Raw genomic sequence first — 16,307 nt, 5'->3', positions numbered from 1 at the left:
GCCCCACCCCGACACCCGTACTCCGCAGGTTCCGCTTCCGCGCGATCGCCATGTCACACCCTCTTCCCCGGCGGGCCCGTCGCCCTGCCACGCCCTCCTCAACTCCGCCGGCCCGGCGGCGCGTTGACACGACTTCCGACTTTCTCGCCGCCGTCCCCCCACCCCGGCGCGCTATCCTGAAGACCGAAGAAGTTCCCGTCGATGGCCCCGGCGCGCCGCGAAGCGCCGCCACGGAAATGAAGTCCTCGATGATCCACCCGACGATCTCGATCTCTCTGCCGATCTCGATCCCTCTGCCGGACTCGATCTCTCTGCCGGAGCCGCAGAAGCCCATCCGGTGACCGCGTCCACCGTGCGGGTGAAGTCACCCCGCGATCTGCGCACCGAACGCCGCCCCCGCACCCACAGCTGCTGGGACCACCTCGTCGCCGCACCCCTGTGGCCCCTGCACGGCGCCAACCTCGGCACCCTCCTGCGCACCTGCGACGCGGTCGGCGCCTGCCTGGCCGTCCCCAAGCTGCCCTGGGTCCCCGACGCCCTGGCCCGCGGCAACACCCTGCGAAAACCGGCCTGCGTGCACTGGACCGGCGACCAGCTCACCTGGCTGTCCCGCCAGCACGCACGCAAGGACACGAGCGTCGTCGGCGCCGAACTCGCCGACGGCGCGGTCCGCCTCGCCGACCTCCCGGCCGCCCGCACCCGCACCGTCCTGGTCCTCGGCCACGAACGCGACGGCATCCCGCCGGAAGCCGTGGAACTCCTCGACCTCGCCGTCGAGATCCCCATGATCGGCACCGGCGCCAGCCTGAACGTGGCCGTGGCCGGATCGCTGGTGCTGTACCGGCTGGCCGGGCTCTTGTGAGGGACGCCGACCACCAGTGGGGCCCGGACCCGAATCCGGACCCCACCGCCTGGTCAGACCCCTATATCACTGGAAATCACGCATAGACGCCGAACTCGTACAGCGAATAGCCGTACGTGGTCCCGCGCTGCGTCCCGTACAGCCGCACATACCGGCCGGTCCCCGAGACGTCGAACGTCTCCACCCCGCCGGCACCGGTCGTGGTGCTGTGGACGGTGGTCCAGTTCGTCCCGTCGTTCGAGACCTGGATCTGGTACGCCTTGCCGTACGCAGACTCCCAGCCCAGCTGGATGTGCTTGATCGCAGTGCTCTGACCCAGATCGACCTGGAGCCACTGCGGGTCGCTCCAGTCGCTGGCCCACCGCGTCGACCAATTGCCGTCGGTGGCGTTCGACGGCACGAAGGTCTGCCCGTTCCCCGCGGCCTGGAACGACGAAGCCGTGGTCGGCTTCCCCAGCGCCACGTTCGTCCCCGCGACCGGCGGTGCGACCACGCGGAACGACGCGGACTGGATGCCGACGCCGCCGTGCTGGTCGTAGACGTACACGTACACCTTCCACACGCCGAGCGTCTGCGGCGCGGTGACGGTGAACGCTCCTGGACCGGTCTGCGTGTAGCTGGACGGCGATTGCAGCGGGGTGGCGCTGTTGACGTACTTGCTGGACAACGCGACGTTGTAGCTCAGCGCGTCGCCGGTGTGGTTGGTCGCCGCGACGTTCACGGTGAACTGGCCGCCGGCCGGGACGCTCGCGGTGTTGCTGAGCGTCATAGAGGTGATCTCCGGCGGGGTGTTGGTCTGCGCCTGACCGGTGAAGGCCTGCTTGACCGCGTAGTACGACAGCCGCCGCCAGCCGCCGGTGAGCAGGTTGAACCAGACGCCGCCGAAGTCGTTCTCGACGCCGTAGTTGAACAGCGTCCCGCCGAAGGAGACGCCCGGGTGCCCGGCGATGCAGTTCCACGCGCTGGTGTAGCCGTCGCGCTGCTGCTGGTCGGTGGGCTCCGTCGGCACGCCGTTGGCGTCGTTCGGCACCTCCCACTCGCCGGCGTCGCCGGACTCGGTGACGATGTACGGCTTGGTGTACCCGCCGTTGGTCCAGTTCGTGTTCACGTTGCAGACCGAGCCGTAGGAGTTCACCGCGAGCAGGTCCAGGCTCGGCGTGTACTGCTTGTAGTACGGCCAGGCGCCGGTCCAGGCGTCGGTCGAGGTGACCGGGTGGTTCGGGTCGATGGCGTGGATCGCCTGAGTGATCTGCTCGACGTATTGCGCGTACGCGTCACGCTCCTGCTCGACCGTGGCGCCGTTGGGATAGGTGTAGTTCTGCGAGGTGAGGATGACCTCGTTCCCCACGTCCCACATCAGGGTCGCGGGATGGTCCTTGTACTGCGTCACGTACTGCTTGATGGTGTTCAGGGTGTTGGTCTTGTACGTCGTGTCGTTGACGTAGTCAGCCCCCTGATTCAGCCAGAAGCCGTTGATCACCTTGATACCGCGGGCCGCCGCCGCGTCGAGCAGAGGCTGCGACGTCCCGTCGGTCCCCCAGGTGCGGATGGTGTTGACGCCCATCGACGCGGCGTCGTTGAGGTAGCCGTCGCCGGCCTGGTTGCCCGGGCCCCAGGTGACTCCCTTGACCTGGTACGGGGCGCCGTTGACGTTCAGCTGCCAGTTCCCCTGGCTGCCGGTGACCTTCACGACGTTCGACCCGGTGGCGGCCGGAGGCGGCGTCAGCGGGGTCGGGGCCGGGCCGGTCGTGGTGTAGACGGAGATCGGTCCGACGCTCAGCGTGCCGCCGGGGGTGGTGGCCGCGGTCGGCGAGGTGCAGCCGCAGTCGGCGTTCGGCCAGGAGCCGCCGACCGCCAGGTCCAGGATCAGGAAGAAGCCGTGGTCCACGGCGTTCTGCCAGGTGGTCACGCCGACCTGGCTCTCGCTCACCGCCCAGGTCTGCACACCGTCCACCGAGAAGCGGATCTGCTCGTCGGACTGGGAACGGTCGATGACCTCGGTGTACGTGTGGTACGCGCTCAGGCAGCCGCTGCACGTTCGCAGACCGCTGCCACGCCCGCTGAACTCGTTGCACGGACCGTTCGGCGCTGTGCCGCAGTGCAGACCCGAGGAGGTGGTCTGGTGGCCGTTGACGTTCTCCATGATGTCGGTCTCGCCGATGGCCGGCCAGGTGCCCGAGCCCGTGCGCGATCCGTTGCCCAGGGCCCAGAACGCGGGCCAGTAGCCGGCCGGGTTCGCCACGTTCGGCTGCTTGATGGTCGCGGTGACCTCCAGCTGGCCGCCGGCCGGGGCGGCGAAGTCAGAACGCTGCGTCTCGATGCGGCCGGAGGTCCAGTTCCCCGCGCCGTCTTCGAGGGCTGTGATGTTCAGGTGGCCGTTGCCGTCCACGGAAACGTTTGCGGTGGACGAGGAGGCGGATTCGACTTCGCCGGTGCCCCAGTTCGCCGGGCCGCCCGGGGAGTTGTGGCCGGTGTCCTCGATCCAGTTGGCAGCCGACGGGGCGGTACCGTTCGTACCGCCGAACGTGTCCTGCCACACCAGGTTCCAGTTCGGCGGAGGCGGAGTGCTGCCGCCACCTCCGTAGACGCTGAACTCCCACAGCGAGTAGCCGTAGCCGGTGTTGCGCGCCGTGCCGTACATGCGGATGTAGCGGCCACTGCCGGAGACGTTCAGCGTTTCGGTGCCGCCGGGGCCGGTGGTGGTCGAGTAGATGGTGGTCCAGGTGGTGGCGTCGTTCGAGGTCTGGATCTGGTAGGCCTTGCCCGAAGCGGTCTCCCAGTTCAGGGCGACCTCGCAGATGTTCTGCGTGCTGCCGAGGTCCACCTGCAGCCACTGCGGATCAGAGAACTGCGAGGACCAGCGCGTGCCGAGGTTCCCGTCTACCGCGGCCGAGGCCGGGGTCCCGGCCCCCTCGATCGAGGAAGCGGTCGCGGTCTTGTTCAGAGCCAGGTTCGTGCCGGTGTCGCAACTAGCCGCCCGGGCACTCACCGCCCCCAGTGACGGTACGGACAGAACAGCGAGCAGCAAAGCCAGGACCAGCAGTAAAGCCGACGATCTGTATCTCCGTGAAAATCTTCGTGCGGAAAACATGACCCTCCTACGCGGGTGGCGGCGGTGATTCGACCATGCGGTGATTCGACCATGCGGGGAGGGCGCCCCTTCGGTCCTGAATCGTCAACCCTCTGCTGTGGGGTGTCAAGAAGGAACCGGTTCCGGAACTGGTTTCGGAACCGCTACCGAAACCAGTTCCGGAACCAGCTCTGTATTGACAGCAGGTAACGCGTGCGCCACTTTTAGGGCCGAGGGCGCTCTCTTCGGTCCAACCACCCCACGCCTTGGAGAGCACATGAGTAGTAGGTTGGCGCGGCCACGCGCCGCTTTGTTCGTCGTACTCGCGCTGTTGCTGGCGGCGTTGTCCGTGCCGTCCTTCGGGGCGCGGCCGGCTTCGGCGGCGACCTGCAACACCGGTACGAACCTGGCTTTGAACAAGACCGCGACCGCTTCCTCGATCGAGGGGGCCGGGACCCCGGCCTCGGCCGCGGTGGACGGGAACCTCGGCACGCGCTGGTCCTCGCAGTTCTCTGATCCGCAGTGGCTGCAGGTGGACCTCGGCAGCACGCAGAGCATCTGCGAGGTCGCCCTGAACTGGGAAACCGCTTCGGGCAAGGCCTACCAGATCCAGACCTCGAACGACGGATCCACGTGGACGAGCATCTACTCCACGACCTCGGGTCCCGGCGGTAACGAAACGCTCAACGTGTCCGGCAGCGGTCGTTTCATCCGTATGTACGGCACCGCACGCAACACCGGCTACGGCTACTCGCTGTGGGAGTTCAGCGTCTACGGCGGCAGCGGCGGCGGCACTCCCCCGCCCCCGACCGGCGGCAGCCTGGGCTCGAACGTCATCGTGTTCTCCCCCTCGATGGCGCAGTCCTCGATCCAGGCGACGCTGAACTCGATCTCGAACCAGCAGGTCCCCAGCGAGTTCGGGACCGGCCGGTACGAGCTGCTGTTCCAGCCCGGGACGTACGGCTCGGCGGCCAGCCCGCTGATCTTCACCGTCGGGTTCTACGAGGCCGTCGCAGGGCTCGGACGCAACCCCGGCGACGTGGTCATCAACGGCACCGTCGACTCCTACAACCAGTGCTCCGGCAACACCTGCAACGCCACCACCAACTTCTGGCGCTCGCTGACCAACCTGACGGTCAACGTCATGGGCATGAGCGGCTGCCAGAACGGCGACGACTTCTGGGCCGTGTCGCAGGCCGCGCCGATGCGCCGGGTCCACATCAACGGCAACGTGAGCCTGATGGACTACTGCGTCGGCGGCCCCGGCTACGCCAGCGGCGGGTTCATCGCCGACTCGCAGTTCACCGGCGGCACCGTGACCAACGGCTCGCAGCAGCAGTACATCACCCGGAACTCGGCGCTGGACGGCTGGAGCAACGGGGTGTGGAACCAGGTGTTCTGCGGGGACCCCGGCGCGCCGGCGCAGAGCTTCGCGTCGAACTCCGGCCTGTCCGGCGGCCCGGCGCCGTACACCACGCTCGGGACCTGCCCGGTCACGCGCGAGGCGCCGTACCTGTACCAGGACTCCGGCGGCAACTACAACGTGTTCGTGCCCTCGCTGGCGACCAACTCCAACGGTCCGTCCTGGACCGGCGGCCAGACGCCGGGCACCTCGCTGTCGCTGAACACCTTCTTCGTGGTGCAGCCCTCGGCGACGGTGGCCCAGATCAACGCCGCGCTGAACGCCGGTGACAACCTGCTGTTCACGCCAGGTGTCTACAACATCCCGTCGACCATCACGGTGACCCACCCCGACACCCAGATCGTCGGCCTGGGCTTCGCCACGCTGGTCCCGAGCAGCGGCAACACCGCGCTGAGCGTCGCGGACGTGAGCGGCGTGCAGGTCAGCGGCCTGATCTTCGACGCCGGCGCGACCACCTCGCCCTCGCTGCTCCAGGTCGGCACCGCGGGCTCCGCGACCCGGCACAACTCCGACCCGGTGGCGCTGGACGACGTGTTCTTCCGCGTCGGCGGCGCGACCGCGGGCTCGGTGACCACGCCGCTGGTGGACAACAGCAACGACTCGCTGCTGGACGACGTCTGGATCTGGCGCGCGGACCACGGCGCGGGCGCCGGGACGTGGAGCGGCGACCAGAGCCCGACCGGGCTGGTGGTGAACGGGAACAACGTCACCGCCTACGGCCTGGCGGTGGAGCACTTCCAGCAGAACGAGGTCGACTGGAACGGGCAGAGCGGGACGGTGATCTTCTTCCAGAACGAGAACCCGTACGAGGTGCCCAACCAGGCCGCCTGGATGGCCTCGGCGTCGCAGAAGGGGTACCCGGCGCTGTACATCCCGAACTCGGTGAGCTCCTTCCAGGGCTACGGGCTCGGCAGCTACAGCTACTTCGACCAGGGCGTGGACATCCACAACGCGATGGCGTTCCAGGTGCCGCACACCTCCGGGGTGCAGCTGCACGACCTGCTGACGGTGTTCCTGACCGGGTCCGGCGGGATCGACTCGGTCGTGAACGGGACCGGGAAGGCGGTGAGCTCGGCGTTCGGCGGACCGTCCGACATCGTCACGTATCCCTGACCTGTCAGCGTTCCATCAAGTAGTCAGCTCGGCCGGAGCCGGCTTCCGAGATCTGATCGTCTCGGAGGCCGGCTCCGGCGCGCGGCTATGCTGACGCCGTGACGCAGAACAAGATCCGCTGGGGCATCCTCGCGACCGGCGGCATCGCCGCGACCTTCACCGCCGACCTGCTGACGCTCGACGACGCCGAGGTCGTGGCGGTCGGCTCCCGCACCCTCGACGCCGCGCAGGCCTTCGCCGACCGGCACGGCATCCCGCGGGCCCACGGCTCCTGGGCCGAGCTGGCGGCGGACCCCGACGTCGACATCGTCTACGTCGCCACCCCGCACTCGGCGCACCACGCGGCGGCCGCGCTGTGTCTGGACGCCGGCAAAGCAGTGCTCTGCGAGAAGCCGCTGACCCTGGACGCCGCGCAGGCCGAGGACCTGTGCCGCCGTGCGGAGGCCGCGGGCGTCTTCTTCATGGAGGCGATGTGGACGCGCACGGTCCCGGCCGTGCTGCGCATGGTCGAGCTGGTGCGGGCCGGCGCGATCGGCGAGCCGCGCCTGGTCACGGCCGACTTCTCGGTCAGCTTCACCGGCGGCCCCGAACACCGCATGCGCAACCCGGAGCTCGGCGGCGGCGCGCTGCTGGACCTCGGCGTCTACCCGCTGGCGATCTCGCAGCTGGTGTTCGGGACGCCGAGCGTGGTGCAGGCGGTGGCGACGCTGACACCCGAGGGCGTGGACGACACCACGGCCGTCACCCTGGTGCATCCCGGCGGCGGGGTGTCGGCGCTGACGTGCTCGATCTCGGCGGACGGCACGTGGAGCGCGACCGTGGCCGGGAGCGAGGGACGGATCGAGTTCGGGCGCGGGTACACGTCACCCGGCGGGTTCTCGGTGTTCCGCGGCGACACGCTGGTCGAGCGCGTCGAGGCGCCGTTCCTGGCCGGCGGCATGGTGCACGAGGCCATCGAGGCCCAGCGCTGCCTGCGCGCCGGGCTCCAGCAGAGCCCGCTGGCGCCGTGGTCGGAGACGCTCGCGGTGATGCGGACGATGGACACCGTGCGGGAGCAGATCGGGGTCAGCTACCCGGGCTGAGCGAGCGCTCCAAGGGGAGTTGAGCGGGCGCTCCGACGGCGGCCGAAGTACCCCGGCTGCGTCTGGCTCGCCCGCTCGTCGCGCTCTTCGTGCTCGTCGCGCGCCCGGCCTACCGCTCTACCGCTCTACCCGCTCTACCAGGCGGCCCAGTTCAAGGTGCCGCACTTCGGTTGACGGGTGCCGGGCTTGGGAGTGGGGATGGTGGCGAAGCCGTATTCGGCGATGTCCGTCTGCGCGACGGTGCCGCAGATCCAACCGGTGGGGCCGCCATTGCCCAGGAGGGACTGCAGATAGGGCGGCACCTGGGGACTGGCGGCGCCCGCGTCGCGCACGTCGATGGACAGGTCGCTGATGTACGGCCACGGGAAGCAGGTGACCGTGCCGGTCGGGGTCGTGATCGGGTAGCAGATGTTCACGGTCGCCGGCGTCGTCGCGGTCAGCGGAGGCTTGCCGTTGATGTCCTGGAGCACCAGGTTCCCGTGCACGTCCTGGCAGAAGTGGTTCGCGGTCTGGCAGGCGTAGTCCGGGCGTGCGCGCATCCGAACTCCTCGACAGTGGGATTCGTGGTCGCAGTACACTGAGTTACAGCTCCGCAATCCTCACCACGCGCGGTATCTTCGCGCACTGCGATAGGTGGACGGGGCGTAAAGTTTCGCGGCAGACCTGCCGCATCCGGACCATCGGCCCGGAGCACGGCTGAGGAGTTGCTGCGGCCAGATCGACGGCCGGTCCTGTCTCGCCGACACCTGCGCTGTCACCCGCGCCGTTGCCGGTGCGAGCTCGGCCGATGTGAGCTCTGCCAGGTCGGCCGCACCACCGATGAGTGCGTCCCGGTGACCGGGCCCCACGACACGTGCGGGGCCCGGTCACCGACTATCGCGTCGGCCTCACCTGCGCGTCGGCCTCAGCTCACGGTCGCGTGCGTCAGCGCGCACGAGTTCGTGTCGTTCGACCAGCTCCCCTGCTCGGTGTACGTCCCGTTCCCCATCGGCACGTTGCCCGCGCCGCCGGTCACGCCCTTGAGCCAGGCGCACTCGTCGGCGTTCTCCTGGCCGGTGCTGGTGTTGGTCCAGCCGCCGGGCGGGTTCTGGTCGGTGATGGTCTCGCTGTACTCGTGGCCCAGAGTCATGGTCCAGCCGTCGAGGGTGCCCTTCGTGCCGGTGTTCAGGAAGTTCACGCCGCAGCCGGCGCCGGAATCCATGTTGTAGGGCTGGTTGCTGAAGGCGAAGTCGCCGACGTCGGAGGCGACCGCGCCGCCGGTCAGGGTGCTGTCGCCGTTGTAGTCGTGCCAGGCGCAGTAGGCGCCCTGGTAGTTGTCCGGGTTGGTGCCGTGCGGGGACAGGATCACGTAGTAGGCGTGCCGGTTCGAGGCCGCGGTCGTGTTGCCGAAGTGGTGCGCGGCGGCCAGGGCCTCGGCGCCCAGCTGGTGGCCGGAGGCGGCCTGCGGGGACGCCGCCGAGTTGTCGTACCAGACGCCGGCCAGCACGCCGGGGCTCGGGTAGGGCACGTGCGCGGCGCCGGCCGGGCAGCTGGTGGCGCCCTTGGCGACCAGCGGGCCGTCGCAGTACTGGGTCATCGTGCCGGACCACTGCTCGCCGCCGGTGCCGATGCCCTTGAACATCATCTGCGCGGTCGGCGCGCCGTTGTCGGCGTCGTTGCCGAACGTCAGGTTGCCGTTCGCGTCAGCGCCCTGCATTCCCCACTGACTGCCGTAGAACACGAGATAGACCTGGGGCTGCCCGTCCATCACGCCGATGCCGTCGATGCCGCCGCCGTAGGTCAGCGTCTTGGAGCCGTGCCGGGTGGCCGTGCGAGCCGCCTGCGCGTCGGCGACGTCCGGCATGTAGCCGTGGCCGCGGTTGACGTGCGCGGTGCCCGAGCCCGAAGCGTTCGGGGCGGCAGAGGCGGTGGCGGTGGCGGTGGACACCGCGGAGCCGATGGCCAGCACCGCGGTGCCGACGACAGCCGCGGCGACCCGGCGCCGCTGAGACGAACCGTGGGACATGTGCTTCCTTCCGATGTGGGGTATCGGCGCACGCGGGATCGCCGCGGCACGCCGATGGAGCGTCCGTCGTGCAGGAAGTGGTGGCATCGGTTCGGTGAACCGTGATGCGGGAAACTAGCAACGGTTGACGGGCACGTCAACGACCGAAGATGAGGGGGTTTACGCACCGATGGCCGAAGAGATCCACTTCGCGACCGACCTCTACCGGGGCACCGCCGGCTACTACGACCGGTACCGGCTGCCCTATCCGGCCGCCCTGCTCGACCACCTGGTGACCGCGAGCCGGGTCTCGGGCGGCGGGCGTCTGCTGGATCTGGCTTGCGGCACCGGCCAGCTCGCTTTCCCGCTGAGTCCGCACTTCGCCGAGGTGTGGGCCGTGGACCAGGAACGGGACATGGTCGAGACGGTGCGCGCCAAGGCGGACGCCGCGGGTATCAAGGGACTGCGGCCCATCGTCTCCAGTGCCGAGAGGCTCGACGCGCCACCGGACTCCTTCGAGCTGGCCGTCATCGGCAACGCCTTCCACCGGCTCGATCCCGACCTGATCGCGCGGCGGATGCTCGGCTGGCTCGTCCCCGGCGGGCACCTCGCGTGCCGAGCACCGGGTTCCCGCGGGTCTGGTTCAGGCGCGACGGGACCTGGCCGATGCCGACGTGCTCGGCGAAGCCGGGTTCGAGGTCGTCGGCCGCGCCGCGTTCACGGCCGAGCACTCCTGGACGCTGGAAGAGCTCACCGGCCACATCCGCTCGACCTCGTTCCTCCCGCGAGCTGACCTGAGCTGAGCTGACCCGAGCCGAACCGAACCGAGGCGGGCTGAGCAGCACTGAGCAGCAAGCAGCCGGCCGGCGCCCTCCCAAACGCCGGCCGGCCACACTCAGGACCTCAGCACTCCGGCAACCGGCTCAGGAAGCAGCCGCCGGAGTGTAGTGAGCCGCCTCGTCCCCTTCGAGGATCCGGCTGGCCGCACCGTCGATCCCGATCGGCACGTCGCCCGCGATGGTGACGCGGTTCAGCCGCCGGGGCAGCGTGTCGTAGTCGTCCGGCGCGTAGTGCTGCGTGATCCGGTTGTCGAACACGACCACGTCGCCCGGGTTCCACTGCACCCGCAGCACGTTCTCCGGACGCGTGACGTACGCCTGAAGCAGCCGCAGCACGTCCTTCGACTCCGTGGTGCTCAAGCCCTCGACGGTCTGCGCGAACGCCCCGATGAACAGCCCGCGCTCGCCGGTCTCCGGGTGCACGCGCACCACCGGATGCGCCGTCCGGTACTTCGTGGAGACGAACACGTCCCGGTACTGCTGGCGCTTCTCGTCGTCCGCCTTCGGGCTCGGGCCCGCGTAATCGTAGTCGTTGGTGTGCACGGCCCACAGCGTGTCGGCCAGATCCCGCAGCGGCTTCGGCAGGTCGCGATACGCCGCGCCGGTGTTGGCGATCAGGGTGTTGCCACCGTACGGCGGGATGACGATCCCCCGCAGCGTCGAGGCCTTCGGCGGCGACTGCACGAACGAGACGTCGGTGTGCCACACGTTCGCCGCCCCGCGCTCGCTGTCCACGGGCAGGATCTGCGGCTGCTCGGCGATGCCCGGAACGGTCGGGTGCGCGCTGGTCAGCGGCCCGAACAGCGAGGCGAACCGCAGCTGCCCCTCGTCGTCCAGGTCCTGGCCGCGGAACACCAGGGCCTTGTGCTCCAGCAGCGCGGCCTTGATCTCCTTCAGGATCCCCTCGGGGATCTCGCCGGACAGGTCGACGCCGGTGATCTCGGCGCCGATCCGGCCGCCGATGCGCCGGATGTCGAAGTCGGTCGGGGTGGGTGTGGATGTCATCGAGGATCGTCCTTTCACAGAGCGCGGAACAGAGCGCGGAACAGAGCGCGAATCAGAGTGCGAATCAGTACTGCGACGCGGAAGCGAGCAGCGGCTGGGAGAAGTGATCGGCCGGACGCGACAACCCGTAGTGGTCACGCAAGGTGGTGCCGGTGTACTCGGTGCGGAACAGCCCCCGGCGCTGGAGCACGGGCACGACGTGGTCGACGAAGTCCTCCAGCCCGGTCGGCAGGATCGGCGGCATGATGTTGAACCCGTCGGCGGCCCCGGCCCGGAACCACGACTCCAGCGCGTCGGCGATCTGCTCCGGCGCACCGGCCACGACCCGGTGCCCCCGGCCGCCGCCAAGCCGCGCGATGATCTGCCGGATCGTCAGCCGCTCGGCCCGCACCAGCTCGGCGACCAGCGTGAACCGGCTCTTGTTGCCGTTGACCTGCTCCTCGGTCGGCAGGACCTCCTCCGGCAGCGGCTCGTCCAGGCGGTAGCCGGCCAGGTCGACGTTCAGCATGGTCGAGAGCTGACCCAGTCCGTAGTCGATGACCTGGAGCTCGGTAAGCTCGTCCTCCAGCGCCAGCGCCTCGGCCTCGGTGGCCCCGATGATCGGGCAGATCCCCGGCAGGATCACCGGCAGCCCGACCCGGCCGTGGGCGGCGGCGCGGGCCTTGACGTCCGCCGCGAACCGCCGCGCCTCGGCCAGGGTCTGCTGCGCGGTGAACACCGCCTCGGCGTATCGCGCGGCGAAGTCCTTGCCGTCCTCGGAGGATCCGGCCTGCACCAGCAGCGGCCAGCCCTGCGGCGAGCGCTGGACGTTGAGCGGTCCGCGCACCTTGAAGAACTCGCCGGCGTGCTCGATCTCGCGCAGCCGATCAGGGTCCGCATACACCCCGGCCGCCTTGTCCAGCACCACCGCGTCGTCGGCCCAGCTGTCCCACAGCCGCGTGGCGACCTCCAGGAACTCCGCCGCGCGCTCGTAGCGCACCGCGTGGTCGAGGTGCTCGTCCAGGTTGAAGTTGTTGGCCTCGTTCACCGTCCCGGACGTGACGATGTTCCAGCCGGCCCGGCCGCCCGAGACGTGGTCCAGCGAGGAGAACCGCCGCGCCAGGTGGAACGGCTCGTTGAAGGTGGTCGAGGCGGTGGCGATCAGGCCGATGTGTTGGGTGGCCACGGCGATCGCCGGCAGCACCGTCAGCGGCTCCAGGCCGCCGGTCACGTTGGCCCCGGCCCGGCCGCCCCACAGCGCGAGTCCGTCGGCGAAGAAGATCGAGTCGAACTTGCCGCGCTCGGCGGTCTGCGCGAGCTGCTGGAAGTAGGTGATGTCGGTGACGCGGTGCGGCTGGCTGGCCGGGTGCCGCCAGGCCGCGTCGTGGTGCCCGGGCGCCATGAGGAAGGCGTTCAGGTGGAGTTGTCGTCGGTCGGTGCTCATGTCGGATGGCCCCTCAGAGTGCGGAAATCAGAGTCCTGCCGCCGGACGCCAGCGGGTCAGCCGCCGCTCCAGCAGCACGAGCAGGTGGTTGAAGACCAGCCCGATCACCGAGATGGCGATGATCGCGGCGTACATGTCGGGGATGGCGAAGTTCTGCTGGGAGGCGTTGACCAGGTAGCCCAGGCCCGCCTTGGCGCCCACCATCTCGGCGGCCACCAGCACCAGGATCGAGGAGGCGCCGGCCAGCCGGATGCCGGTGAACACGGTCGGCAGCGAGGCCGGCAGGATCACCTTGGCGAACAGCCGGTGCGCCGGCAGGCTCATCGACCGCGCCGACTTGATCAGGACCGGATCGACGGTCCGGACGCCGCTGATCGTGTTCAGCAGGATCGGCCAGGTGCAGGCATAGACGACGATGGCGATCTTCGAGGTCTCGCCGATGCCCAGCAGCAGGATGAACACCGGCAGCAGCGCCAGCGCCGCGGTGTTGCGGAACAGCTCCAGCAGCGGCCCCAGGATCTCCGCGACCGGCTTGTACCAGCCGATCAGCAGGCCCAACGGCACCCCCACGCCGATCGCGATGAGGAAGCCGGACAGCGAGCGCACCAGGCTGGCCCGGGTGTTGTCCCAGAGCTGGCCGTCCTTCGCGAGCTCGATCAGGGCTTTGACGGCTTCGGAGAACGGCACCAGGAACGTGCGGTCCACCAGGCCGACGCGCGGCGCGACCTCCCACAGCACGAGGAACGCGGCGATCGCGACGGTGCGTTTGCCGACCGTCGTCAGGGCCCCGGCCACCCGCGCGACCGGCGTCGGGACGGTCCGCTTCAGCAGCTGGACCGTCGGCGCGAACGGGATCTCAGCCAACGGAAACAACCTCCCTCACCGCGGTGACCTCTTCGCGTAGCAGGCTCCACACCCGGTGCCGGTAGGCGGCGAACTCCGGGCTGGAGCGCACGTCGTCCTCGGCCTGCCGGTCGCCGAGCCGCACGTCCACGATCTGCTTGATGCGGCCCGGCCGCGAGGTCATCACCGCGACCCGCTGCCCGAGATAGACCGCCTCGTCGATGCCGTGCGTGATGAACACGATCGTGGTGCCGGTCTTGTGCCAGATGCGCAGCAGCTCCTCCTGGAGCCCGTCACGCGTCTGGGCGTCCAGGGCCGCGAAGGGCTCGTCCATCAGCAGCACCGCCGGATCGGCGACCAGCGCCCGGGCGATGGCCACGCGCTGGCGCATGCCGCCGGACAGCTCATGCGGATAGCGGTCTTCGAACCCTGACAGCCCGACCAGGTCGAGGTATTCACGGGCCCGTTCGGCGCGGCCCTTGCGGTTCAGCCGGTCCAGGCGCGGCTGGGCCTCCAGGGCGAACTCGACGTTGCGCTGCGCGGTGCGCCACGGCAGCAGCGCGTACTGCTGGAAGACGATGCCCCGGTCCAGCGCGGGGCCGGTCACGGCCTTGCCGTCCAGCAGGATCCGGCCGCTGCTGGGCTTCGTCAGGCCGCTGATGAGGTCCAGCAGCGTCGACTTCCCGCAGCCGCTCGGGCCGACCACGACCAGGAACTCCCCCGGCGCGACGGTCAGCGTGACGTCGTCCAGCGCGGTGAACGTGGCACCGTCGCGGACGGCGAAGGTCTTGGTGACGCCGTCGATGCGGATCTTCTGCACGGCGTCGACCACGGTGAGCGTGGTGCCGTTCGCGGCCATCTCAACTGCCCCCGTTCGCGAAGGAGTTGTACTTGTTGGTGTAGACGTCGGCGGCCTTGACCTTGCCCTGGGGGATCTGGCCCTGTCCTTCGAGCCAGCTGATCCAGGTGGTGAACTCCTTCTCGGCGATGACGCCGCCGGTCCCGGCGATGCCGAAGGATTTGAAGTACTTCAGCGCCGAGGCGTCCTCGTTCCGGCCGCGGGCCTTGATGATCTTCGTGAAGCGGTCGACGACCTCCGCGCGCGGCGTGCTGCGGGCCCACTCGATCGCCTTGCCGACGCCGGAGGTGAACGCGCGCACGGTGTCGGGGTTCTTCGCCAGGAAGTCGTTGCGGAACACGTAGGTCCCGGCGCTGAACGAGCCGAGCAGGTCGAAGTCGGTGAACAGCGGTTTCACGCCGCCGTCGGCCAGCGCCTTGTCGCGCAGGATGCCGCCGAGCACGGCGACGTCGATCTGGTGCGCGCGCAGCGACTGCTCGGTGTTCACCGGCGGCACCACCAGCGGCTCGACCTTCTTCGCGTCCGTCTCGGTGACGCCGTTGCGGCCCAGGTAGATGTCCAGGATCGCCTCGTCGTGCGCGCCGAGGGTGTTCATCCCGATCTTCTTGCCGAACAGGTCGGACGCGCCGGCGATCGGGCTTCCGGCCAGCGTGTAGAAGCCGTTGTACGAGTACTGGTCCACGCCGTAGTAGCTGATGACGGCGGTGATCGGCGCGCCGGCGGCGTGCAGCTTGGCAACCGCGCCGTTGAAGGCGCCGCCGAAGTCGGTCTGGCCGGTGGCGGCGGACTGGATGTCCTGCGGCCCGCTGATCGTGTTGCCGACCCAGTCCAGCGTGACAGAGCCCAGATACCCCAGGTCCGCGGCCAGTTCGGGCGGGGTGACGGAACCCGCCGAGCCCTGGTAGCGCAGTTTGGTGGTCTTCTTGGCCGAACCGCCGGATGCCGAGCTGCACCCGGCGGCCAGGGCGGCGGTCCCGACCAGGCCGAGGAAGCCGCGTCTGGAGTACGGGACCGTGCTCAGGACGCTCATCGTCCGACCGCCGCGGACGCGCCGTTGGCCAGGATCAGATCGCCGGTCGCGGTGTCGGCCTGCGAACCGGTGTGTGGCCCGGTCTGCGTCCCGGCCTGCGGCAGCGCCGCCGAGAAACCGATCCCGCGCAGGTCCAGCGCCCCGGAGAACCGCTCCAGCGTCTCGACCAGACGCTTCTCGGTCTGCGGGGCGAGGAACACGCCTTCGGCCTCACTCCGGGCGATGTCGATGTCCAGCAGGAACCGGCCCGGCAGCACGTGGTCGGCACCGAGCGCGGTGAGCACGGGACGCAGCGCGTAGTCGATCGCCAGCAGGTGCCCGACCGTACCGCCGGTGGCCAGCGGCAGGACCACCTTGCCGGCCAGCGCGTTCTCCGGCAGCAGGTCGAGGAACGCCTTGAGCAGGCCGGTGTAGGCGGCCTTGTAGACCGGCGTGGCCACGATGACGCCGTCGGCGTTGGCGACGGCCTCGAAGGCCTCCTGCACGGCCACGGTGTTGCGCACGCCGGCCAGCAGCTCGGCCGCCGGCAGGTCGCGGACCGCCAGGTGAGCGGTCCGATGGCCGCGGTCCGCCAGCCAGGTGAGTGCGTGGTCGACGGCCGACACCGTGCGCGAGGTCGGTGACGGGCTGCCGGAGACAGCCAGGATCGAGGGCATGGTGGAACTCCTTGGAAAAGGGCGAGGGAAAAACGGCGCGCTAAAGCAGTTCAGCAGAACACGCACACATGCGAAGGGGGCGCCAGATCGGCGGCGCGAACCGAAAAGAAAAACCCGG

The 16,307-nt window shown here is 69.5% G+C and carries 14 protein-coding genes; 4 read left to right on the top strand and 10 right to left on the bottom strand.

Translation table 11 applies throughout. The features are described 5' to 3' along the window. A partial coding sequence (locus GWK61_RS56315; protein WP_228562238.1) for a hypothetical protein occupies positions 1 to 334 on the bottom strand: 334 nt, incomplete at its 3' end. A 3-nt stretch (positions 335 to 337) separates the two neighbouring features. On the opposite strand from GWK61_RS56315, the gene GWK61_RS13275 reads away from it, so the two are divergent. After that, entirely contained in the window at positions 338 to 862 is a 525-nt protein-coding gene (locus tag GWK61_RS13275; RefSeq protein WP_194908646.1) for a TrmH family RNA methyltransferase, read from the top strand. 76 nt (positions 863 to 938) lie between these two features. Here GWK61_RS13275 and GWK61_RS13270 read toward each other — a convergent pair whose 3' ends face one another. Then, entirely contained in the window at positions 939 to 3,953 is a 3,015-nt protein-coding gene (locus GWK61_RS13270) for a galactose-binding domain-containing protein (protein WP_194908645.1), read from the bottom strand. 256 nt (positions 3,954 to 4,209) lie between these two features. On the opposite strand from GWK61_RS13270, the gene GWK61_RS13265 reads away from it, so the two are divergent. Continuing rightward, positions 4,210 to 6,468: a pectate lyase-like domain-containing protein gene (locus GWK61_RS13265; protein WP_194908644.1), complete on the top strand. Its 2,259-nt coding sequence runs from the start codon at positions 4,210 to 4,212 to the stop codon at positions 6,466 to 6,468. A gap of 98 nt (positions 6,469 to 6,566) precedes the next feature. Next, the gene (locus GWK61_RS59465; RefSeq protein ID WP_323747544.1) at positions 6,567 to 7,550 is read left to right on the top strand and encodes a Gfo/Idh/MocA family protein; all 984 of its coding nucleotides are present in this window, start codon (positions 6,567 to 6,569) and stop codon (positions 7,548 to 7,550) included. A gap of 134 nt (positions 7,551 to 7,684) precedes the next feature. Here the strand turns inward: GWK61_RS59465 and GWK61_RS13255 are convergent, their stop codons facing one another. Together GWK61_RS13255 and GWK61_RS13250 are read right to left on the bottom strand one after the other, a co-directional pair. Further along, complete coding sequence (locus tag GWK61_RS13255; RefSeq protein ID WP_194908643.1) at positions 7,685 to 8,089, bottom strand: hypothetical protein; 405 nt, start codon at positions 8,087 to 8,089, stop codon at positions 7,685 to 7,687. A gap of 365 nt (positions 8,090 to 8,454) precedes the next feature. Beyond that, positions 8,455 to 9,555, bottom strand: coding sequence for a hypothetical protein (locus GWK61_RS13250; protein ID WP_194908642.1), 1,101 nt, complete (start codon positions 9,553 to 9,555; stop codon positions 8,455 to 8,457). 169 nt (positions 9,556 to 9,724) lie between these two features. Between GWK61_RS13250 and GWK61_RS13245 the strand changes: the two genes are divergently transcribed. Next, positions 9,725 to 10,327: a class I SAM-dependent methyltransferase gene (locus GWK61_RS13245; RefSeq protein ID WP_194908641.1), complete on the top strand. Its 603-nt coding sequence runs from the start codon at positions 9,725 to 9,727 to the stop codon at positions 10,325 to 10,327. A gap of 130 nt (positions 10,328 to 10,457) precedes the next feature. Here the strand turns inward: GWK61_RS13245 and GWK61_RS13240 are convergent, their stop codons facing one another. The 6 genes from GWK61_RS13240 to ssuE all read right to left on the bottom strand — a co-directional run bounded on the left by GWK61_RS13240 (position 10,458) and on the right by ssuE (position 16,189). Next, on the bottom strand, positions 10,458 to 11,378 hold the full coding sequence (locus GWK61_RS13240; RefSeq protein WP_194908640.1) for a TauD/TfdA dioxygenase family protein: 921 nt from the start codon (positions 11,376 to 11,378) through the stop codon (positions 10,458 to 10,460). A 64-nt stretch (positions 11,379 to 11,442) separates the two neighbouring features. Further along, on the bottom strand, positions 11,443 to 12,801 hold the full coding sequence (locus GWK61_RS13235; protein WP_194908639.1) for an LLM class flavin-dependent oxidoreductase: 1,359 nt from the start codon (positions 12,799 to 12,801) through the stop codon (positions 11,443 to 11,445). A gap of 27 nt (positions 12,802 to 12,828) precedes the next feature. Continuing rightward, positions 12,829 to 13,665, bottom strand: a complete 837-nt coding sequence (locus GWK61_RS13230; RefSeq protein WP_194908638.1) for an ABC transporter permease — start codon at positions 13,663 to 13,665, stop codon at positions 12,829 to 12,831. Next, complete coding sequence (locus tag GWK61_RS13225) at positions 13,658 to 14,503, bottom strand: ABC transporter ATP-binding protein (protein ID WP_194908637.1); 846 nt, start codon at positions 14,501 to 14,503, stop codon at positions 13,658 to 13,660. The genes GWK61_RS13230 and GWK61_RS13225 overlap by 8 nt, the downstream gene beginning before the upstream one ends. A gap of 1 nt (position 14,504) precedes the next feature. Beyond that, a complete protein-coding gene (locus tag GWK61_RS13220) occupies positions 14,505 to 15,533 on the bottom strand; it encodes an ABC transporter substrate-binding protein (protein ID WP_194908636.1) in 1,029 nt (342 codons plus the stop codon). Then, the gene (ssuE, locus tag GWK61_RS13215; RefSeq protein WP_194908635.1) at positions 15,530 to 16,189 is read right to left on the bottom strand and encodes an NADPH-dependent FMN reductase; all 660 of its coding nucleotides are present in this window, start codon (positions 16,187 to 16,189) and stop codon (positions 15,530 to 15,532) included. The genes GWK61_RS13220 and ssuE overlap by 4 nt, the downstream gene beginning before the upstream one ends. Positions 16,190 to 16,307: the final 118 nt, after the last annotated feature.

The sequence above is a fragment of the Catenulispora rubra genome (assembly GCF_015356825.1).
Lineage (GTDB): Bacteria > Actinomycetota > Actinomycetes > Streptomycetales > Catenulisporaceae > Catenulispora > Catenulispora rubra.
Note: the sequence above shows the minus strand (reverse complement) of the source record. Positions and strands in the feature narration are given on the sequence as shown.